Origin of the sequence: Acidovorax sp. KKS102 (genome assembly GCF_000302535.1) — a bacterium.
GTDB lineage: Bacteria > Pseudomonadota > Gammaproteobacteria > Burkholderiales > Burkholderiaceae_C > Acidovorax.
Genome location: NC_018708.1, coordinates 4,647,046 through 4,665,399 on the forward strand (window position 1 = coordinate 4,647,046; position 18,354 = coordinate 4,665,399).

The following is an 18,354-nucleotide window of genomic DNA, read 5'->3' on the forward strand; positions in this document are numbered from 1 at the left end:
CAGGAACGCAGCCAGTACGAAAGTCAGCCGCCGCGCACCAGCAGCACAGGCACAGGGGACTGGCGCAGCACCTGCTCGGCGTCGCTGCCCAGCAGCATGCGCCCCACACCCCGTCGGCCATGGGTGCCCAGCACGATGATCTGGGCGCCCCATTCCTTGGCTTTGGTGAGGATCAAATCACTGACCCGCCCGGAATAACTCTCGAACAGTTCGGCCTCCACCGCAATGCCAGCAGCCTTCGTCCGCGCCTCGGCATCCGACAGCACCTGCTGACCCGCTTCCTTCAAGAGATCGAACACGTTGGGCGGTAACGCCATGGCGGCCTCAAAGCTCGTCATCAGCGAAATTTCATCCACCACATGCAGCAGCTTGATGGTGGAGCCCATCACACGCGCCAGGGCAATGGCCTCATTCAGGCCCGCGAGCGAAGTGGGGCTGCCGTCCACAGGCACCAGGATCTTTTCGTACATGCGAGTTCCCCTTAAAAACCCATCGTAGCGCCTCACCGTGCGCAGGCACACCCCAGGCAGCTCTGTGCAGCACTCAGGCGTCCACCACGGCAGGCGGCATCCGCAGCGGGATCGTCACAGGCCCGTCGTTGACCAGATACACCTGCATGTCGGCCGCAAACTGGCCGGTGGCCACCACGGGGTGGACTTTGCGGGCCTGGTCCACCAGGTAGTCGTACAGGCGCCGCCCTTCATCGGGCGCCGCCGCCTGGGTGAAGCTGGGGCGATTGCCGCCGGTGGTGTCGGCCGCCAGGGTGAACTGACTGACCAACAAAAGACCGCCACCGATGTCCTGCACGCTCTGGTTCATTTTGCCCGCTGCGTCCGAAAAGATGCGTAGCTTCAGGATCTTGGCCAGCAGCTTGTCGGCCTCGGCATCGGTGTCGCCGCGCTCGGCGCACACCAGAACCAGCAGGCCCGCGCCGATGGCGCCCACGGTCTGCCCGTCCACATCCACACGCGCTTCGCGCACACGTTGCAATACGCTGATCACTTCACGGCATCCTTCACATCGTCACGGGGGTCGTCGAAATGCGCCTCCACATCGGTGGGCAGCAGTTCGATGGTGGCACGCAGGCCGGGCACGGCCGTCATCAGCGCGCGCTCGACCTGGCCGCGCAGCTCGGCCGCGTGGCGCAAGGTCCAGTCGGCGGGCATGTGCAGGTGCATGTCCACAAATTGGCGCTGGCCCGCGCGGCGAGTAGAGACATGGTCGAAGCGCACGGCACCGGGCGCCTGGGCCGCCACAAACTGCTGCAGCGTGGCGTCGATGGTGGACTGCACCTCGGGCTCCACCGCTGAATCCATGAGGCCCTGGGACGAGCGCCATACCAGCTCCACGCCTTCTTTCAGGATGTTTAGCGCCACCGCAATCGCCGCCACCGCATCCAGCCACAGCCATCCGGTGAGGGCCGCGCCCGCAATGCCCACCAGCACACCAGCCGAGGTCCACACGTCGGTGACCAGGTGGCGGGCATCGGCCTCCAGCGCGATGGAGCGGTGCTCGCGCGCCGAGCGGAACATCACCCACGCCAGCAACCCGTTGAGGGCCGAGCTGAGCACCGAAAGGCCCAGGCCCCAGCCCACCTGCTCGATGGGCTGCGGGTCGAACAAGCGGTGCCCGGCTGCCCACAGGATGCCTGCCGACACGCCCATGATGAGGATGCCCTCGAACCCCGACGAAAAGTATTCGGCCTTGTGGTGGCCGTAGGGGTGGTCGTCATCGGCCGGGCGCTGCGCCACCGTCACCATGGCCAGTGCAAACATGGCGCTGGCCAGGTTCACAAACGACTCCATCGCGTCCGACAGCAAACCCACCGAGCCCGTGACCACCCAGGCCAGCGTCTTGAGCGCGATGGTGACTACCGCCACGGCCACCGAGGCCCACAGCAGGTTGCGGGGTGAAAGCCAGGGGTGAGGTGCGGACGAAGCAGCGGACATGGTGGGTAGGCGAGGGAGACGAAAAAATGGCGAACAGGCGAAGCAGAAATTACACCAGAGGCACCTTAAGCTCCGTTTAACAGAGCGCCCAGGGTGCGCACCCAGCGTTGATGCAACGCAGCCCCATGCCAGAATCCGCGCATGCTCCCCGCCTGGCGTCGCCTTTTGCCCCGACACGCCCTGCACCTGCCCAGCCTGCTGCTGTGGGTGGTCGTGGCCTGCATCGGTTGCGGCTGGCTGGTGGTGGACCGCCTGCAGCAACTGCATGCAGCCTTCGAGACCGACGCACGCATCGTGCATCGGCTGCTGAGCCAGCGCGTGGTGCAGCACGACGCCATCATGGCTACGCTGGCGCTGCTGCAACCTGCTGCCGCTGCGGCTGACAGCCTGCACAACGCGGCATCGCCCCTGCCCCGCCTCCCGTCGGTGTACCCGCAAATCCTGGCCGTGCTGCAGCGCTCGGCCCACAGCGACTGGCCGCCGGCGCTGCAGGCCGAGCTGGCAGTGGCCGAGGCCACCTCACGCCGCACCGGCCACGCCGCGATGGTGGGGCTGAACCTGCCCGCAGGCCGCTTCTACCTGGTGCTGGCGGGCACGCCAGCCAGCTATGCGCTGCACATCGACCTGCGCAGCACCATCCCCACCGACGAGTGGCCTATGGACATGGCCACCAGCCCAGTGCGCGTGACGCTGGAGCATGGCGGCACGGCCTTTGTGGTGCAGCCCGGCCAGGCCGACCCGGGCAGCGGCATCCGCACCTACGACTTTCACAAACTGCTGGCCGCCGCCAGCCAGCCGCTGGACGTGGTGGCCCGCCGCAGCGTGGGCCTGCACGAACTGCCCTGGTGGCGCATGCTGGGTTGGTGCCTGCTGACCACAGCGCTGTGGGCCGCAGGCCGCGCCTTGTGGCGCCAGCGCGTGGCGCGGCAACGGGCCGAAGAGCTGCTGCGCCTGGGCCAGGTGTCGCGGCTGAACACGCTGGGCGAGCTGGCTGCGGGCATGGCGCATGAGCTGAACCAGCCGCTCACGGCCCTGCTATCCAGCACTCAGGCCGCCCAGCGCCTGCTGGCCAACGACCCGCCCGATCTAGACACCGCACAGACCGCCATGGCCCGCGCCGTGGAGCAGGCGCGCCGCGCATCCACCGTGGTGGGCCGCCTGCGCCGCCTGGTGGAGCGGCCCGATCTGGCAGGCCAAGCCCAGCCCCTGGCACTGCCCACCGCTGTGCAAGACGTGCTACACCTGCTGGAGCCCGAGCTGGTCCAGCGCGGGGTGGTGCCCGAGGTGTTGGCCGCCGCAGACTTGCCCCCGGCGCTGGCCGAACCCGTGGCCCTGCAGCAGATCGTCCACAACCTGCTGATGAACGCGCTGCAGGCGCTGGAGCAGGTGCCGCCCGCAGAGCGCCAGCTGCGCCTGAGCATGGCGCGCGCGAAAAGCGGGCAGGTGACCCTGTCGGTGCGCGACCACGGCCCCGGCATCCCGCCCGAGGCGCGCCAGCACCTGTTCGAGCCCTTCTACACCACACGCACCGGCGGGCTGGGCCTTGGCCTCACGCTGTGCGATAGCCTGGCGCAGGCCATGGGCGCACAGCTCGCCCTGGCGCCGGAGGCCACGCCCCCGTCCGCCGCCCAGCGGGGCGCCGAGTTTGTGCTGACCCTCAGCGTCGCACCACCCGCCGATGACCAATAGCGCCCCCTCCCTCTCGCCCCTGATCCACCTGGTAGACGACGATGCCGCCGTGCGCGAGGGCCTTGCCCTGCTCATCGGCACCGTGGGCCTGCGCGTGCAGACCTGGGCCGATCCGCAATCGTTCATGGCGGGGTTCGACCGTGCCAGCATCGGCGCCATCGTGCTTGATGTGCGTATGCCTGGCATCAGCGGCCTCACGGTGCTGGAGCAGCTGCTGGCCCAGGGTGTGGACCAGCCCGTGATCCTGCTCACCGGCCACGGCACGGTGGAGATGTGCCGCCGCGCGTTCAAGACCGGGGCGGCCGAGTTTCTGGAAAAGCCGGTGGACGACGAGGTGCTGATCGAGGCCCTTCAAAACGCCGTGCGCCAGCATGTGCGCTCGCGCGAGCGCCACCAGGCCGACCAGCAGGCGCGCGAGCGTTTTGCGCAGCTCTCGGCCCGCGAGCGTGAAGTGCTGGGGCTGATCGTTGAAGGCCTCACCAACAAGGAAATCGGCCGGGCGCTGGAACTGTCGCCGCGCACGGTGGAAACGCACCGCGCCAACCTGTTCGCCAAGCTGGGGGCCGAGTCGCTGGCGCAACTGATCCGGCGGTATGCGGCGCTGGTGGATGCTGCATCCTGAATCCGTCTGCAAAGGCCTTCCGTAGTTCTACGGAGGCCCGCGCGTAGCCGCCCGAATGGCTGAAAACGGCGGCAATTTCTACAGTTCTCCCACGGCGCCACAAAGGGTGGCACCGACGCAAAAACACTGGAGAACACCATGCCAAACCGCCTCGCCACCGTCGCCGCCCTCACCCTGTCCCTCATCGCCACCGCCGCCAGCGCCGAAGGCGTGCGCACGGAAAAGAATATGTCGCTGGACCTGGCCACGCAGATCGCCGCCCAGACCGTGGCCACCTGCACCGCCAACGGCTACGCCGTGACGGCCACCGTGGTGGACCGTGCCGGCACCGTGCGTGCCGTGCACCGCGCCGACAACGCGGGCCCCCACACGCTGGAAGCCAGCCGCCTCAAGGCCTACACCTCGGCATCGGCCAAGAACACCACGCTGGCCATGATGGAAGGCGCGCAGAAGAACCCCGCTGCAGCCAACCTGGTGAACATCCCCGGCTACCTGCTGCTGGGCGGCGGCGTGCCTGTGAAGGTGGGCAACGAAGTGATCGGTGCCGTGGGCGTGGGCGGTGCACCCGGTGGCCACCTGGACGAGCAATGCGCCGTGGCAGGCATCGCCAAGGTGCAGGATCTGCTGAAGTAATCACCCGTCCTCACCCCCAACGCACGCCATCGGAGGCCCCCATGAAGCCCTGGAACCTTGTTTTCGCCCTGGCCACAGCGCTGGCCTGCGCCACCCCGGCCCAGGCCCAGGTGCCTCCCACGGCGGCAGAAACTGCGGCCTACCAGGGCCTGCATGCGGCTGCGGCGCGGGGCGATGTGCCCAGGCTCACCCAACTGATCGCGGCGCGGGCCGATGTGAATGCCCGCGATGGCTACGGCCGCACGCCGCTGCATGTGGCCACCTTTGCCCGGCAGGCCGAAGCGATCCGCGCCCTGGCCCAGGCCGGGGCCGACCTGAATGCGCTGGAGAACGACCGCTACGACGCCGTGACGATCGCCGCCGTGGCGGACGACGAAGCCACGCTGCGCGTGCTGCTGCAACTGGGCGCCAGCGCGAAGCAGGTGACCAGCCGCTACGACGGCACGGCCTTGATCGCCGCCGCCCACCTGGGGCACGACGGCGTGGTGCACCAGCTGATCGCCGCTGGGGCACCGCTGGACCATGTGAACAACCTGCACTGGACGGCGCTCATCGAATCCATCGTGCTGGGCAACGGCGGCCCGCGCCACCAGGCCACGCTGCAGGCGCTGCTCAAGGCCGGCGCCAGCCAGGCCCTGACCGACCGCCAAGGAACCACGCCCCTGCAGCTGGCGCGCCAGCGGGGATTTGACGCGATGGTGCAAATGCTGGAAGCGGCAGGGGCCAAACGCTGAGAATCAATAGTCCGTCCTGAACAATTCCGTTCTCAGCAGCAGACGGGGCGGCGGTCACCGGGTACGGCAAGCAGCGCCGCGATGACCGCCTGCATCGACAGCCCGAATCAGGCGCATAGAAGCCGCAGCGCGGCCAGGATCAGGCGCAGGTTGTGCCCGGCACCGCACATCACCGCGTGCAACGCATCGCCCAGCGCGCCCTTGAGCGGATTGCGGGCAAGCCGCCCGTCCATCTTCATGTGCCCGATCGCCGGCTCGATGGCACTGCGCCTTTTGATCATGGCCTTGAGTGTCCGGGTGATGCCACGCTTTTGGCCTGACATCAGAATGCGCACGCCTTCGATCTGCGCACCCCGATAGCCCTTGCCCACGATGGCCGTGGTCGGCAGTTTGTCCGTGCCGGTGAGAATGCCCACTTGCTCCAGCGTCTCGGCCAGCGTGTGGCCGTCGTAGGGGTTGCCCGGCATGGAGCGCATGCCCACCACCAGCCCTTCCTTCAAGGTCGTCGCACTCACCTTCACGCCGAACTCATAGGGGGTTCTGGCTTTACCCTTGCTGATGCACTCCACCTCGGGTGCATGCAATGCGTACAGCTTGTTCTTGTCTTTGGCGGGCTGGGTCAGGATGCGGCCGGTGCGCTGCAGCAGGTCCTGGACCTTGGCTTTGGCCGTTTCGGGCAGCATGTGCAGTTGGCGCTGCACTTCGCGGTGTACCCGGCCAACACGGGTGCGCAGCGTGCGCACGGCCTTGTTCATGCGCTTGAACTGCTTGGCATGCGCATAGCGCCCAATCTGCGCGGCCAGGCGAGGGGCTACTCGGTTGTAGTTCTGGCGCAGTTGCAGCCCGTTGTCCTCGGCCGCCTTCACCAGATGCTTGCGGCTCTTATCCAGCAGACGGCTGTCAGTGGGATGGGCGATTGCTTTGGGCATGACGGTGGTGTCTACGATCACTTGCTGCATGCTGGAGCTGCGAACTACACCGCCGCGGTGGGCGGCGTCAATGCTGGCGGCCAGCAGTGTCTCCACGCCTTCTTCGCCAATGCGCTTTCTCCAGCGCGTGAGGCTGCTCGGATCGATGGGCAACTCGGTTTGAAGATAGGTCTCACCGCAAAAGAACTGCCAGTACGGGTTCTCCACCCAGGTGTTGACCACGGCTTCGTCGGAAGCATTGAAGGTGTGTTGCAGGTACAGCAGCCCGGCGATCAGGCGCGCAGGCAAGGCAGGCCGCCCCCTCCCGGAAGTAAACGACACCGCGAACGTGCGCTCAATCTCGGCCCAGTCGATCAGCGCGGCCAGCCTGACCAGCGGGTGCTGCATGTTGAGCTGATCGTCCAGCCTTGGGCGGAACAACTCACCGGAGTGCGGCTGTGAAGGCTTGGGACCCATGGACTACCCCAGAAGAATTTGCAAGAAAACAGGTGCTGGCGAAACCATACCTTGCAAATCCTGCGCCCATCAATGAGCAGAACTCCGTGTCGGATCAACGGCTTGCGGATTGTTCAGGGCGGACTATTTAAAAACTATGACGCATTCCGAAATCGAGACCAGAGGCATTCCCACTGGCAATGGGAGCAGGCCCCGCATTCAGGCCGCTATTGACGCCCAATGCCATACCATTTTTGTTCGAAATGCTTGTATAGGTTGTATACAGCGCTGTCCGCTTAGACAGGTTGTAGACGTAGCCAATCGCTACCTTGTGTGCAGCACCCTTGTTTGCATCGTTGCGGGAAACATGGCTGTAGGAGACCGGGATATATCCGGAGCCCAAGGGGATGCGCGCACCGAGCGTGTAGTGGGTTGCCTTCGTGCCACGCGCCAGAGCGGCAATGGGCAAACCGGTCTTGTGAATACCCCATTGGCCCATGACCTGGGCAACCCCGAAGTCGTATGCAGCCCCCAGGTTGGTTTGCGTGAAGTCATTGGCCGCAGCATTCTTGGTCACGCCGGTCCCAAAAGCGATGTCGAAAGGGCCACTGCCATAGCCAATGCGTGCCCCGACGTAACGGCCATCAGACGAAGTGGCAGTGCCGCTGGGGTTTTCTCCCATGGCGTACATCACTTGGCCGTACAAGCCCTTGTATGCGGCCACTGCACAACCCGGCGTAAAGTAACCCACGCTGTTGGAGGCGCGAAATACCGTCGACGTGCTTCCTTGTACCGGCATGGTTCCTATGCCAACACCTACCTTGAAGGGGTCGTACTGCAGTAGATTCCAAAAAGAAGGTGTGTAGTCGCGGCCCAGACGGACTTCCCCAAACGGGCCAGACAAACTTACCGTGGAACGGCGGTTGAAGGTCAGGCCACCGGCAGGTGTGCCGCCAGACGGCTGGTTGTTGGTGTTGGTGGATTGTCCAGCGCCAGTGTCATTGTCGATGCCGGCTTCCAGCACAAAGCTCGCCCGCATTCCGCCGCCCAGATCTTCGCTGCCAAGAAAACCAATGCGGCTGTTATTGAAGCCACTGGTGGTCATGAAGGTCTTCGAACCAGCACCCTCTCCGCGGTAATGGCTGATAGCGGCGTCCAAGACGCCATATAACGTGACGGAAGACTGTGCCGAAGCGATGCCCACAACGGACAGGGCGGCCGCAGCGATTAACGATTTCTTCATTTTTTAATTTCCAGACTTGAATTTAAAAACACGCAGATAACACTCTTAGCAAGCAGGCAGTGCTTGCCTCCTGGAGGCATGTGGTGATGCCGTTACACAATCCCCGCCTCTTTCAAGCGATGGATGTCCGATGCGGACCTGCCCAGTACGGTGCGCAGGACTTCATCGCTGTGTTCCCCCAGCATGGGCGGGGCTCTGTGCGTCACAGGACTGGCCGACAGCCTGAGCGGGCTGCGCAATGTGGGCACCTGTACGCCACTGCCATGCGTAACTTCAAGGGCGATACCGCGGTGGCGCACCTGCGGGTCATCAAACATCTGCTTCATGTCGTTAATAGGGGCGCACGGCACAGTCTGGGCGGAGAGCCGCTCGATCCAATGCGCCACAGACTTCTTCAACGTCTGGGCTTCAAGGATTTCGTGCAGTTCTTTGCGGTGCTTGATGCGCTGTATGTTGGAAACGAAACGATGCTCCTGCGCCAAAGCCGGGTCGAGCTCAAACACCTGCAACATGCGTTTGAATTGATCGTCGTTCCCCGCCGACATCGTGAAGTAGCCGCCCAGCGCTTTGAATACTTCGGAGGGTGCGGTGATCGGGTTGTTGTTGCCCTGGCGTTGCGGCACCTCCCCGGTCATCAGATAACCCAGCGCCAGATGCCCATTGATGGCCGTAGTCACATCCACCATGGCGGTGTCGATGTATTGGCCTTCCCCCGTCTGCTGTTTGTGGATCACAGCTGCCAGCACCGCAATGGCCGCATACAAGCCGGTGAAAATATCTGCGATGGGAACTGCCGAACGCATCGGTCCTGCGCCGGGCTCTCCGTCGGGTAGGCCGCAGGTACTCATGAGCCCGCACATGGCCTGCAACACCGAGTCATAAGCGGGGCGCTCTGCATAAGGACCGTCCTGCCCAAAGCCTGTGACACTGCAATAGATTAGGGAAGGGTTGAGCGCGCGAAGACTCTCGTAATCCAGTCCATAGCGCTTTAGCGCGCCCACTTTGTAGTTTTCAATGAACACATCGGACTGGAGCGCTAGCTCACGCACGATGGCGACGCCTTCGGGAGTGGCGATGTCCACCGTCACGGAGCGCTTGCCGCGGTTGCAGCCCATGAAAAACGCCGAGTCATTGGTCTTGTTACCGTTGGCGTCTTGAACAAAAGGCGAGGTGCGGCGCGTGTCATCACCCACGCCGGGGCGTTCGATCTTGATAACGTCGGCGCCCAGATCGGCCAATACCTGGGTGCACCACGGACCAGCAACCACCCGGGTCAGGTCCAACACGCGGATCTTTTCGAGAATGCTCATGGCAATTTCCTTACTCGGGAGTGACACGGCCGGAACGGGCCAGCACCCGATAACTGGTGAGGTCATGTTGGATCGCCTCACCCATCTCGGAGGAGGAGCTGGCGATGATTCGGTAGCCGAAGCCAGACAGCATCGTTTTGACAGCAGGGCTGTCCATGCTTTGGCGCAGCGCGCTGTTCAAGCGATCGCGAATTTCTTTGGGGATGCCGGCTGCCGCGGAGAAGCCCAGCCATGGTTCATAGCTGTAGTTGGCCAGCTCGGGAATTCCTGCTTCTCGCGCGGTGACGATGTCTGGTAGAAAGCCCCAGCGGCTTGTACTGGTAGTGGCCAAGCCCCGGATCTTTTTCGCGGCGATGTGGGGTTTGGATGCCCCCGAAAGCATCATGACCTGCACCTGCCCCGACAGCAGTCCGTTGAGCCCTTCCGTCTCGCTTTTAAAGGGAATGTGGGTCAGCTGAACATCAACAATACGAAAGAAATTCTCCGAGGCCAGGTGCGACGAGCTGTTGTTGCCAAAGCTGGCGTAGTTGAGCTTGCCTGGATTGGCCTTGGCATAGGCCACCAATTCGCGCAGATTGTTCGCAGGCACCGACGGGTGCACGCACCAGACCGCGGGAGTGCGAACCGCCAACGACAACGGTTCGAAATCTGCAGGAGACTGGTAGCCCACGTTCTTGTCAAACACCGGCAATGCCGACAGAGCCGTTTCCGAAGTCACCGCCAAGGTGTAGCCATCACGGGGCGCCCGCAACAGTGCCTGGATACCAATCTTGCCGGACGCGCCTGGCTTGTTTTCCACCACCACAGGCACGTTCAGTATTTTGCTCATGCCGTTGGCGACAGCACGGGCCAGCGTATCCGCAGGCCCTCCTGGTGCATTGGGTGCAATCAGGGTGATTGACCGGTTTGGCCAAGCCACCTGCGCGCCAGCCAATAGCGGCGTCAGAGAAGCAAACGGGAGACCCAAACCACCCAAGAGCAGCGCTCTGCGACGGGGATGATGCGAGTTCATGGCAGTGCGTTGAAGACAGGAGACGGAGTCCGCAGGGTTGTGTCGGCTCATTGCGTGAACCCCCTGGTGCGCAAAAACTCAAGCACGGCATGGTTAAAGCGGTCCGGATTTTCCGCCCAACCAAAATGCCCAACTTCTTGGATACTGCAGAATTCCGCCCCTGCGATCTTGCTGGCCATTTTTTGCATCACCTGCGCAGGTGCGGTGGCGTCGAGTTCACCCGCAATGCACAGCACCGGTACGTCGATGGCGGCCAAAATGCTGCGGCCCTCGTAGCCCACGATGGCGGCTATGGCCGCGCGGAAGGTTTCCTCGCGCATTTCGCTGACCGTGGTGATCAGCAAGTCGACCGGCTTGCCACTGGCCCCCGGGGACATCATGGAGCGCAACATGGAGGGGGCATATTCGGGAATCGATTGGCCCGCATCCAACGGAGCGACACGCTGGCGCACAAACTCTTTCTGCCAGTCGCCATCTGGGCTGCCAAACGATGCACTCGTAGCCGACAGCACATAGCCATGGATGAACTGGCGTGCATAGACCCATGCTTTCTGGGCAATCATCCCGCCCATGCTGTGGCCCATGACGACATTGCGGGCGCCAGCCTCTTTGGCGAGCAGCAGGGCCAAAACCTGCGCACAGTGATCGATCGTCAGGCTCGGCGGCAAGACCGACAGGCCATAGCCCGGTGCATCCCAGGACACGACGCGGTAGCCCGCATGGATCATGGCCTGTACCTGGCTACGCCAGTACTCCTTGGCACCAAAGGCACCGTGCAACAGAAAGACCGTGGTTCCGTTGGCCGTTCCTGCGGGGTGATGCACCGCATAGTCGGGGAGCCTGAGGGAAGAATTAATGGTTTGTGTCATGCTGAAACTCCGTTGATGTCTGTGGCGGGCATCCAGTAGGCATGGGCGCCCTGGGGCATGTGGCCCGGCAAAATGATTTGGCAGATGGGCCCCTTGGTGATGTCCTTGGCGTCGAACACCACGCATTCGGCTTTCTTGGTCTGCGTGTTGGTCATGAAACTCACCAGGTAGCCGTCATCCTCTTCCTTGGAGCCATCTCGCGGCGCGAACGGTGTTTCACTCACGTAGCAGCCCTCGGGCGCGCGCCAGCTTTGGGTGCGCCCCGTCATCAGGTCGTATTTCTTGAGTCCATCCAGCAGCCAGAAGCCGGGCGTCATGTAGCCGTTGTACGAATACCGGCTCGGCCGCCCCTTGTAGCGGCCGTTGATCATCGGGAACTCGGTCACCTCGTCGTCGAGATCTTCTTCCCGGGTCTGGCCCGTTCTGAGGTTGAAGCGCCACCGGTGCATGCGCGTCTCCTGCAGATGCATGTCCAGCATGGCGTTCATGCGTGCGTACCCTTCCTTGGGCAGGGCAGAGAGATCGGGAACGGGGTTGGTCTGAATGCAACCCTCCATGATCACTTCGTCGCCCAATTCGTAGGTATTCGACAGGTGCAGGATGTAGCAGGGCTGGCCTTCAAACCACTTCACGTCGCGGTTGGTTCCCATCCGGGGAATGACACCGAAGCGTGCCGGCACATCGCGGTGGAACTTCAGGCGGTGTTGGCCTTTGCGCAGTCCCTCCTGATCGAAGAACATGGGCAGATCGTGTAGCACGCAATAGTGCTCGCTCATGCCCAGATCGTGCGGCCAACGCGCTCCGGGCAGCTCAATCGGCTCGTAGTGCACCAGTTCATTGCGGGCATTGACCACGCCGTAGTTCAAGTACGGCTCTTTCTCACCGTAGTTGAAGAACATCATCTCGCCGGTGTGTTCATCGATCTGGGTGTGCGAGCTGATCCCTCGGTCTCCGAGCCTGCGGCTCCATGCCGGATCGGGGCCCAGCGTTTCGAGCGTGATCGGATCGAGTCGGTACGGCTCGCTGCACTGGCTCATGGTCACAATGGCCTTGCCCGCATGCACGATCACGTCGGTACCTGCGTTGTCCTTCATGGCACCGATGGATCCCCAGCCACGGCGTACCGCGCGTTTGGGCTCCATGATGCCCGGCCACAGGGATTGACCGGCTGCCTGCTCTGCAAGAAAACCCGTGGTACGGGTCCAGCGGTTACGGTACTCCACCTGGCCATCGCGAAAACGCATGGCATGCACCATTCCGTCCCCGTCAAATGGGTGGTATTTCCCGATGGGAGCATGGACCTGGTTGTGGCCGTTGCGCAGGTAAACACCGTTGAGGTCTTTCGGGATGTCGCCAATCACCTGCAGATCGGGAGACGTTGCGGTCCATTCGGTGTCGCTGGGTTCCCATGCGCCGATGAGGTAAGGGTTGTCGCTTGGCAGGCAGGTCAGGTGGACCTTGCTGTGAATTTCAAGCACGAAGTTCTCCTTGATTAATTGAAAATGCGTTCAAACACTGTGGCAGTGGCGACCCCGGAGGCGCCGGCCAGTGCTGCCACGCCATAGCGCAGACCGCGGCGCTCCATTTCGTCCAGCAGGCAGCTCACCAGCATCGCCCCCGTGGCGCCCATGGGATGACCCAGCGCAATCGAGCTGCCGTTGACGTTGAAGCGGTCCAAGGGGATACCCAGGGTCCGGATGTAGTGCAAGGTGATTGCGGCAAACGAGTCCCGCACCTCCCACAGATCGATGTCCTGCACGGCGAGGCCGGCACGCGCCAACGCCATGCGGGTCGCATCGACCGCCCCGGTTTGCGTCAGGGCTACGCAGGCGTCTGCGTGCGCCACGATGCGGGCGCGGGCGTGCAGTCCCAGCCGCGCTGCAGCCTCCTGGGTTCCCAGCAAAACCGCGCTTGCCCCGTCGGCCATGCAAGGGGCATTGCCGGCCGTGTGCACATGGTTGATGCGCCCGAGTTCAGGCTCACGCTGCAAACCCCAGTCATCAAGCCCGCCAGCGCCGGGCTCGTAGACCGTGCGCAAGGTGGCCAGCTTCTCCTGCGTGCTCGATTCACGGATGTTTTCATCGTGGTCCAGCAGCAGCGTGCCTTGCGCATCCCGCACCGGCACCATCGACTTGGCCACGCCCGCACGCCGCGCCGTTGCAGCACGCGACTGCGACAGCGCCGCATAGGCGTCGCAGTCCTCACGGCTGATGTTGTGGCGGGTCGCCACCAGGTCGGATGTCCAGGGCGGGGGCATGAAGCCGATCTGCCGGCTCAAGGCCTGGTCGGTATAGAACGGGGCCTGGTCGGAAAACATGGGCACCCGCGACATCATCTCGACACCACCTGCGACTGCCAGGCCCTGCAGGTTGCGGGCCTGTTGTGCGGCCAGATTCACGGCACTCAAGCCGGAAGCGCAATAGCGGTTGATCGTGACCGCTGGGACGCTCGGACTCCAGTCGGCCAGCAGGCAGGCCGCTTTGCCGATATTGCCGCCCTGCTCTGCGGTCTGGGTGACGCAGCCGAAGACGCCGTCAGCCACCTCGTTCGTATCCACGCCAGTGCGCGAACGCAGCTCGCGCAGCAAGCCTGCCAGCAACTCCATAGGAGTCACCCGATGGAGCGCCCCTGTCTCTTTGGCGATGCCCCGGGGGGTTCGCAACGCTTCTACAACAACGATGTCGTTAGTGGTTGGCATAGGTTTCTTTAAAGGAATGAAGTTCGGCCATCAGCGGGGCACATCACCGGCAAGGGGTACTGAAAAGTAAAAAAGGACAAATTCGCAGTGTTCAAGAACGGCTGTCGTGCCCGACCACTCTCATCACGGACTCAGAGCTCAGGCGCGAAGGTCGGCAAGCCGACCTTCGCGAGCCATGAATTCGTCGATCAATAGGGGGTTAAGACATCCTTCATGACTACTTCACTGTTTGGTGATCTGCGTCAGATTACTTTCATTAGAAGACTAAAAAAATGGCGAAAACTATCATAGACAGACTAAAATTTCCATGATAAAAGCAGGTAGCACCTCTGCCCCCCTTTTTTTCTTCGACTTCAACGTGTTTCTTCCTTCACCTAGCAGCGCACAACGCACGATTTCAGTGATCGGTGACGCATGGACTTTGCGGATCCTGCGCACGGTGTTCCGCGGCCGGCGTCGTTACAGCGATTTCGTGAGTGAGCTCGGAATTTCGCGAGCGGTGCTGACAGATCGGCTTGGCAAGTTGGTGGCCAACGAACTGCTGATACGCCACGCCATTGAAGGCGGCCACCCCGAATACAGGTTGACAGAACGGGGCCTGGATCTTTGGCCGATGTTTCTAGCCATGTGGCTTTGGGAAACCGAATGGGGTACGGGCGTTATGGACGACGTGCCTCCAGTTGAGCAACCCCGTCCCATGCTCATGCATACGGTCTGCGGACACAAAATGCGCCCTCAGTTGCAGTGCCAGCATTGCAGCGTAGTCATACAACCTTTTGACACCCAGGCCGAGGCCGGACCGGGCTATCTGCATATCGAGCCCGGCACACAGTCCATGTTCAGGCGCGCTAGCCAGAGCACTCTGGCTGAGGCTTCAGCGGCACAGGCACACACGCTGATGCGCGTGATTGGAGATCGGTGGAACAGCGCTCTACTGGCTGCTGCGTTTAAGGGCCTGAAGCTTTTCTCCGAGTTTGAAAAAGACCTGCGCATTGGCCCCAACCAATTGAGTGACCGTCTGGGAGAGCTTCTAAATCTGGGCATTTTGCGCGCTCGCTCCTACACCGGGGCGCGCCAGGAATATCGCCTCACCCGCAAGGGAGTCGCCATGTTCCCGATCGTGCTGGAAATGATGCGCTGGGGAGACAAATGGTTGTGGCCTGCCACCGCTCCTATTGTGCTGAGACACAAGCCATGTGACCATTTATTAGTTGGACATTGGCATTGTGGTCACTGCAAAATGCAGTTGTCGCGCAATGAGATTCATCTTTTTTGATGAATTGGCTTGTTGGCTCCGAGATCACAGCTCAGTCTTAACGGGGCATTGGGCGTGACATCGTTATGGTCTAAGGACCTGAAATTCTATGAAATTGATAGCTGGCAGCGATTATGTGATAAGCGCTTCCAGCCAATTTCACTCAAATTTCTGGTTTCCGCTCACCAGCCGCGCCTTCACGGTCTTGCCCTTCACGCGGCCCTGGTTCAGGCGCTGGGCGGCCTGCGCGCCGATGGCGCGATCCACGGCCACGTAGGTTGAGAAGTCGTTCACGTTGATCTTGCCCACCTGTTCACGGGTGTAGCCCATATCGCCAGTCAGCGCGCCCAGCACGTCGCCCGCGCGGATCTTCTCCTTGCGGCCGCCGATGATCTGGAGGGTGACCATGGGCGGCACCAGCGGGCCGCTGCCCGTGGGCGTCAGGTCCGCCAGCGGGAACCAGCGCGACTCGCGGCCCTGCAGTTGCTCGATTTTGCCCACGCTGCCCATCTCGTCCAGGCTCGCCAGGTTCAGCGCCAGGCCCTCGGCATCGCCCCGGCCCGTGCGGCCGATGCGGTGGATGTGCACCTCGGGGTCGGGCGTCACGTCCACGTTGATCACGGCGGCCAGGTTGGCAATGTCCAGGCCCCGCGCGGCCACGTCGGTGGCCACCAGTACCGAGCAGCTCTTGTTGGCAAACTGCACCAGCACCTGGTCGCGCTCACGCTGCTCCAGCTCGCCAAACAGCGCCAGCGCGCTGAAGCCCTGGGCCTGCAGCACAGCCACGAGGTCGCGGCATTGCTGCTTGGTGTTGCAGAACGCAATCGACGAATCGGGCCGAAAATGGTTGAGCAACTGCGACACCACATGCAGGCGCTCGCTGTTTTTCACCTCGTACCAGCGCTGCTCGATCTTGCCTTCGGCATGCTGCGCCTGCACCGTGATCTGCTCGGGCTGCTTCATGAACTGCGCACTGAGCTTGGCGATGCCCTCGGGGTAAGTGGCCGAGAACAGCAGGGTCTGGCGCTCTTTGGGGCACTGGCGCGCCACGGTGACGATGTCGTCGAAGAAGCCCATGTCGAGCATGCGGTCGGCTTCGTCCAGCACCAGGGTGTTGAGCGCTTCCAGCGTCAGGTGCTGGCGCTCCAGGTGGTCCATCACGCGGCCAGGCGTGCCCACCACGATGTGGGCGCCATGCTCCAGGCTCAGCATCTGGCCGCGCAGCGGCACGCCGCCGCACAGGGTCACGACCTTGATGTTTTCTTCGGCGCGCGCCAGGCGGCGGATCTCGGTGGTCACCTGGTCGGCCAGCTCGCGCGTGGGGCACAGCACCAGGGCCTGCACGGCAAAGCGGCGGGGGTTGAGGTTGGCCAGCAGGGCCAGGGCAAACGCGGCCGTCTTGCCGCTGCCGGTGCTGGCCTGGGCGATCAGGTCCTTGCCCAGCAGGGCGGGCGGCAGGCTGGCCGCCTGGATGGGGGTCATCGTGGTGTAGCCCAGTTGCTGCAGGTTGGCCAGCATGGCGGGGCTTAGGGCCAGCGCGCTGAAATCAGTGCGGGCTTGATTTTCTTTGGAGGTCATGGGCCGATTATCCGGCCCGCCCTCCATAGGCTGCTATGCCTGCAGGGCCAGCACCCCCACAAACGCCAGGGTGTGTGCCAACACGCCCGGCGCCACGGCCACAGCGTAGCGCCAGCCCCCGCTGGCCAGGGCCACCACACATTTGCTGCCCGCATGCACCAGCAGCGCGGCCATCAGGGCTTGCGCGATGGCGGGTGCGAACGCGCTGTCCGGCCCGCCGCGCACCAGCACGGCGGCGGTGGCAGCGTGCACGTCGGCCAGCGCCGCCAGCAGTGCACCAGCCAGCATGCCTGCATCTCCCTGCCAGGCGGTGAGCGCCTGCACCCCAACCTGGATGCCCGTGAGCAGGGCTGTGATCAGCAAGGCATCGCGCAGCTTGAACATGGGGGTATCTGGTGGGACGGCCAAAGCCCCATCCACCCCGGCATCTGTCGCCGTGGCCATACGGCGCCCCGCGCCCCGCCCACCCCACCAGCCCACGGCCGCCGCCACGCACCCGCCTGCCAGCGCGGGCAGCCACAGCCGCGCCAGCCACTGGGGCTGCACCGTGGCGGCCACCACCAGTATCTGCGCCATGGTGGCCACACAGGACAGCACCGCAGCCCCCGCGTTGGCGCGCGCCGTGGCCCCGCCCGCGCGCACCTCCATGCCCAGGCTGCCGATGGTGGCGGTGCTCGACACAAAGCCGGACGCCAGCGCTGACAAAGCCACCGCGTGGCGTGCCTGCATCAGCCGCTTGGCCAGGTGCGCCAGCGACTGGATCACCAGCAGCACGATGACCAGGCGCACCACCACCTGCGGGTTGAGCACGCCTTGCCACAGGGGCGTGTTGGGGGCCAGTGGGTACACCAGCAAGGCCAGCGCGGCCAGAATGAGCCCGCTGCGCACCTCGCCGGGCTGCAGCCACTGGTTGGAGAACTGGTGCAGCGCGTCCCGCAGCGCCAGCAGCCCCGTCACCACCACCGCCAGGGCGGCGGCCAGCAGCTGGTCGCGCGCGCAGGTCACCCCGATCACATAGGCCAGTAGCAGGGCGATCTCGGTGGTCACGCCCGGGTCGCCGGACCGGTCGCGCGCATAGGCCACCACGGCCAGTGCTGCCACCAGGGTAGCCCCCACCGCCACCAGCGCAGGCACGGCCGTGAGCGCCGCCGCCGCGCCCGCCAGGGAGGCCAGCGTGAACGACCGCACCCCGGCCAACGCACGGTCGGGCCCGGAGCCCTTGCGGCGCTCGCGCTCGATGCCCATGAGCAAACCACAGCCCGCCGCGCTCGCCAATACGGCCAGCGCGCTGGAAAACCCGCCAAACTCCTGCATGGGACGCCCACACCTTTCCTGTTGATCGTGATTGCGGCAACGCAGCATGGTGACAGAAAGACCGGCCGCACAGCGCCTCCGGTC

The 18,354-nt window shown here is 63.8% G+C and carries 17 protein-coding genes; 5 read left to right on the top strand and 12 right to left on the bottom strand.

The genetic code is table 11. From position 1 onward, the window contains the following. Positions 1-23: 23 nt before the first annotated feature. The 3 genes from C380_RS21320 to C380_RS21330 form a co-directional block, all read right to left on the bottom strand. The gene (locus tag C380_RS21320; RefSeq protein WP_015015916.1) at positions 24-470 is read right to left on the bottom strand and encodes a universal stress protein; all 447 of its coding nucleotides are present in this window, start codon (positions 468-470) and stop codon (positions 24-26) included. A 73-nt stretch (positions 471-543) separates the two neighbouring features. Then, complete coding sequence (gene dtd, locus C380_RS21325; RefSeq protein ID WP_015015917.1) at positions 544-1,002, bottom strand: D-aminoacyl-tRNA deacylase; 459 nt, start codon at positions 1,000-1,002, stop codon at positions 544-546. After that, positions 999-1,949 carry a cation diffusion facilitator family transporter gene (locus C380_RS21330; RefSeq protein ID WP_015015918.1) on the bottom strand — a complete coding sequence of 317 codons (951 nt, stop codon included), beginning with the start codon at positions 1,947-1,949 and terminating at the stop codon, positions 999-1,001. Before C380_RS21330 ends, dtd begins: the two co-directional genes overlap by 4 nt. A gap of 141 nt (positions 1,950-2,090) precedes the next feature. On the opposite strand from C380_RS21330, the gene C380_RS21335 reads away from it, so the two are divergent. The 4 genes from C380_RS21335 to C380_RS21350 all read left to right on the top strand — a co-directional run bounded on the left by C380_RS21335 (position 2,091) and on the right by C380_RS21350 (position 5,627). Then, positions 2,091-3,638, top strand: coding sequence for a sensor histidine kinase (locus tag C380_RS21335; RefSeq protein WP_015015919.1), 1,548 nt, complete (start codon positions 2,091-2,093; stop codon positions 3,636-3,638). Then, on the top strand, positions 3,628-4,260 hold the full coding sequence (locus C380_RS21340; protein ID WP_015015920.1) for a response regulator transcription factor: 633 nt from the start codon (positions 3,628-3,630) through the stop codon (positions 4,258-4,260). Before C380_RS21335 ends, C380_RS21340 begins: the two co-directional genes overlap by 11 nt. Positions 4,261-4,398: 138 nt before the next feature. Beyond that, entirely contained in the window at positions 4,399-4,893 is a 495-nt protein-coding gene (locus C380_RS21345; RefSeq protein ID WP_015015921.1) for a heme-binding protein, read from the top strand. A gap of 41 nt (positions 4,894-4,934) precedes the next feature. Continuing rightward, on the top strand, positions 4,935-5,627 hold the full coding sequence (locus tag C380_RS21350; RefSeq protein ID WP_015015922.1) for an ankyrin repeat domain-containing protein: 693 nt from the start codon (positions 4,935-4,937) through the stop codon (positions 5,625-5,627). Positions 5,628-5,734: 107 nt separating this feature from the next. On the opposite strand, the gene C380_RS21355 is transcribed toward C380_RS21350, so the two are convergent. From C380_RS21355 to C380_RS21385, 7 genes are all read right to left on the bottom strand, one after another. Further along, positions 5,735-7,012 carry an IS5 family transposase gene (locus C380_RS21355; RefSeq protein ID WP_043565724.1) on the bottom strand — a complete coding sequence of 426 codons (1,278 nt, stop codon included), beginning with the start codon at positions 7,010-7,012 and terminating at the stop codon, positions 5,735-5,737. A gap of 127 nt (positions 7,013-7,139) precedes the next feature. Further along, complete coding sequence (locus tag C380_RS21360; RefSeq protein ID WP_015015924.1) at positions 7,140-8,234, bottom strand: porin; 1,095 nt, start codon at positions 8,232-8,234, stop codon at positions 7,140-7,142. 92 nt (positions 8,235-8,326) lie between these two features. Beyond that, positions 8,327-9,544 (bottom strand): CaiB/BaiF CoA-transferase family protein, encoded by a 1,218-nt coding sequence (locus tag C380_RS21365; protein ID WP_015015925.1) that lies wholly within the window; start codon positions 9,542-9,544, stop codon positions 8,327-8,329. A 10-nt stretch (positions 9,545-9,554) separates the two neighbouring features. After that, positions 9,555-10,556: a tripartite tricarboxylate transporter substrate binding protein gene (locus tag C380_RS21370; protein ID WP_168162380.1), complete on the bottom strand. Its 1,002-nt coding sequence runs from the start codon at positions 10,554-10,556 to the stop codon at positions 9,555-9,557. Between the two features lie 47 nt (positions 10,557-10,603). After that, positions 10,604-11,425 carry an alpha/beta fold hydrolase gene (locus C380_RS21375; RefSeq protein WP_083871637.1) on the bottom strand — a complete coding sequence of 274 codons (822 nt, stop codon included), beginning with the start codon at positions 11,423-11,425 and terminating at the stop codon, positions 10,604-10,606. Further along, entirely contained in the window at positions 11,422-12,903 is a 1,482-nt protein-coding gene (locus tag C380_RS21380) for a carotenoid oxygenase family protein (protein WP_015015928.1), read from the bottom strand. The genes C380_RS21375 and C380_RS21380 overlap by 4 nt, the downstream gene beginning before the upstream one ends. Before the next feature lie 14 nt (positions 12,904-12,917). Then, complete coding sequence (locus C380_RS21385; RefSeq protein WP_015015929.1) at positions 12,918-14,123, bottom strand: acetyl-CoA C-acyltransferase; 1,206 nt, start codon at positions 14,121-14,123, stop codon at positions 12,918-12,920. 307 nt (positions 14,124-14,430) lie between these two features. On the opposite strand from C380_RS21385, the gene C380_RS21390 reads away from it, so the two are divergent. Then, a complete protein-coding gene (locus C380_RS21390; protein ID WP_043565726.1) occupies positions 14,431-15,399 on the top strand; it encodes a helix-turn-helix domain-containing protein in 969 nt (322 codons plus the stop codon). Positions 15,400-15,537: 138 nt separating this feature from the next. Here the strand turns inward: C380_RS21390 and dbpA are convergent, their stop codons facing one another. Continuing rightward, positions 15,538-16,956: an ATP-dependent RNA helicase DbpA gene (gene dbpA / locus C380_RS21395; protein ID WP_043565728.1), complete on the bottom strand. Its 1,419-nt coding sequence runs from the start codon at positions 16,954-16,956 to the stop codon at positions 15,538-15,540. 33 nt (positions 16,957-16,989) lie between these two features. Then, on the bottom strand, positions 16,990-18,270 hold the full coding sequence (locus tag C380_RS21400; protein ID WP_015015932.1) for a DUF4010 domain-containing protein: 1,281 nt from the start codon (positions 18,268-18,270) through the stop codon (positions 16,990-16,992). Positions 18,271-18,354: the final 84 nt, after the last annotated feature.

Coding starts and splice junctions, on each gene's coding strand:
- C380_RS21320 (WP_015015916.1), bottom strand. CDS start 470: ATGTACGAAAAGATCCTGGTGCCTGTGGACGGCAGCCCCACTTCGCTC.
- C380_RS21330 (WP_015015918.1), bottom strand. CDS start 1,949: ATGTCCGCTGCTTCGTCCGCACCTCACCCCTGGCTTTCACCCCGCAAC.
- C380_RS21335 (WP_015015919.1), top strand. CDS start 2,091: ATGCTCCCCGCCTGGCGTCGCCTTTTGCCCCGACACGCCCTGCACCTG.
- C380_RS21340 (WP_015015920.1), top strand. CDS start 3,628: ATGACCAATAGCGCCCCCTCCCTCTCGCCCCTGATCCACCTGGTAGAC.
- C380_RS21345 (WP_015015921.1), top strand. CDS start 4,399: ATGCCAAACCGCCTCGCCACCGTCGCCGCCCTCACCCTGTCCCTCATC.
- C380_RS21350 (WP_015015922.1), top strand. CDS start 4,935: ATGAAGCCCTGGAACCTTGTTTTCGCCCTGGCCACAGCGCTGGCCTGC.
- C380_RS21355 (WP_043565724.1), bottom strand. CDS start 7,012: ATGGGTCCCAAGCCTTCACAGCCGCACTCCGGTGAGTTGTTCCGCCCA.
- C380_RS21360 (WP_015015924.1), bottom strand. CDS start 8,234: ATGAAGAAATCGTTAATCGCTGCGGCCGCCCTGTCCGTTGTGGGCATC.
- C380_RS21365 (WP_015015925.1), bottom strand. CDS start 9,544: ATGAGCATTCTCGAAAAGATCCGCGTGTTGGACCTGACCCGGGTGGTT.
- C380_RS21370 (WP_168162380.1), bottom strand. CDS start 10,556: ATGAACTCGCATCATCCCCGTCGCAGAGCGCTGCTCTTGGGTGGTTTG.
- C380_RS21375 (WP_083871637.1), bottom strand. CDS start 11,425: ATGACACAAACCATTAATTCTTCCCTCAGGCTCCCCGACTATGCGGTG.
- C380_RS21385 (WP_015015929.1), bottom strand. CDS start 14,123: ATGCCAACCACTAACGACATCGTTGTTGTAGAAGCGTTGCGAACCCCC.
- C380_RS21390 (WP_043565726.1), top strand. CDS start 14,431: ATGATAAAAGCAGGTAGCACCTCTGCCCCCCTTTTTTTCTTCGACTTC.
- dbpA (WP_043565728.1), bottom strand. CDS start 16,956: ATGACCTCCAAAGAAAATCAAGCCCGCACTGATTTCAGCGCGCTGGCC.
- C380_RS21400 (WP_015015932.1), bottom strand. CDS start 18,270: ATGCAGGAGTTTGGCGGGTTTTCCAGCGCGCTGGCCGTATTGGCGAGC.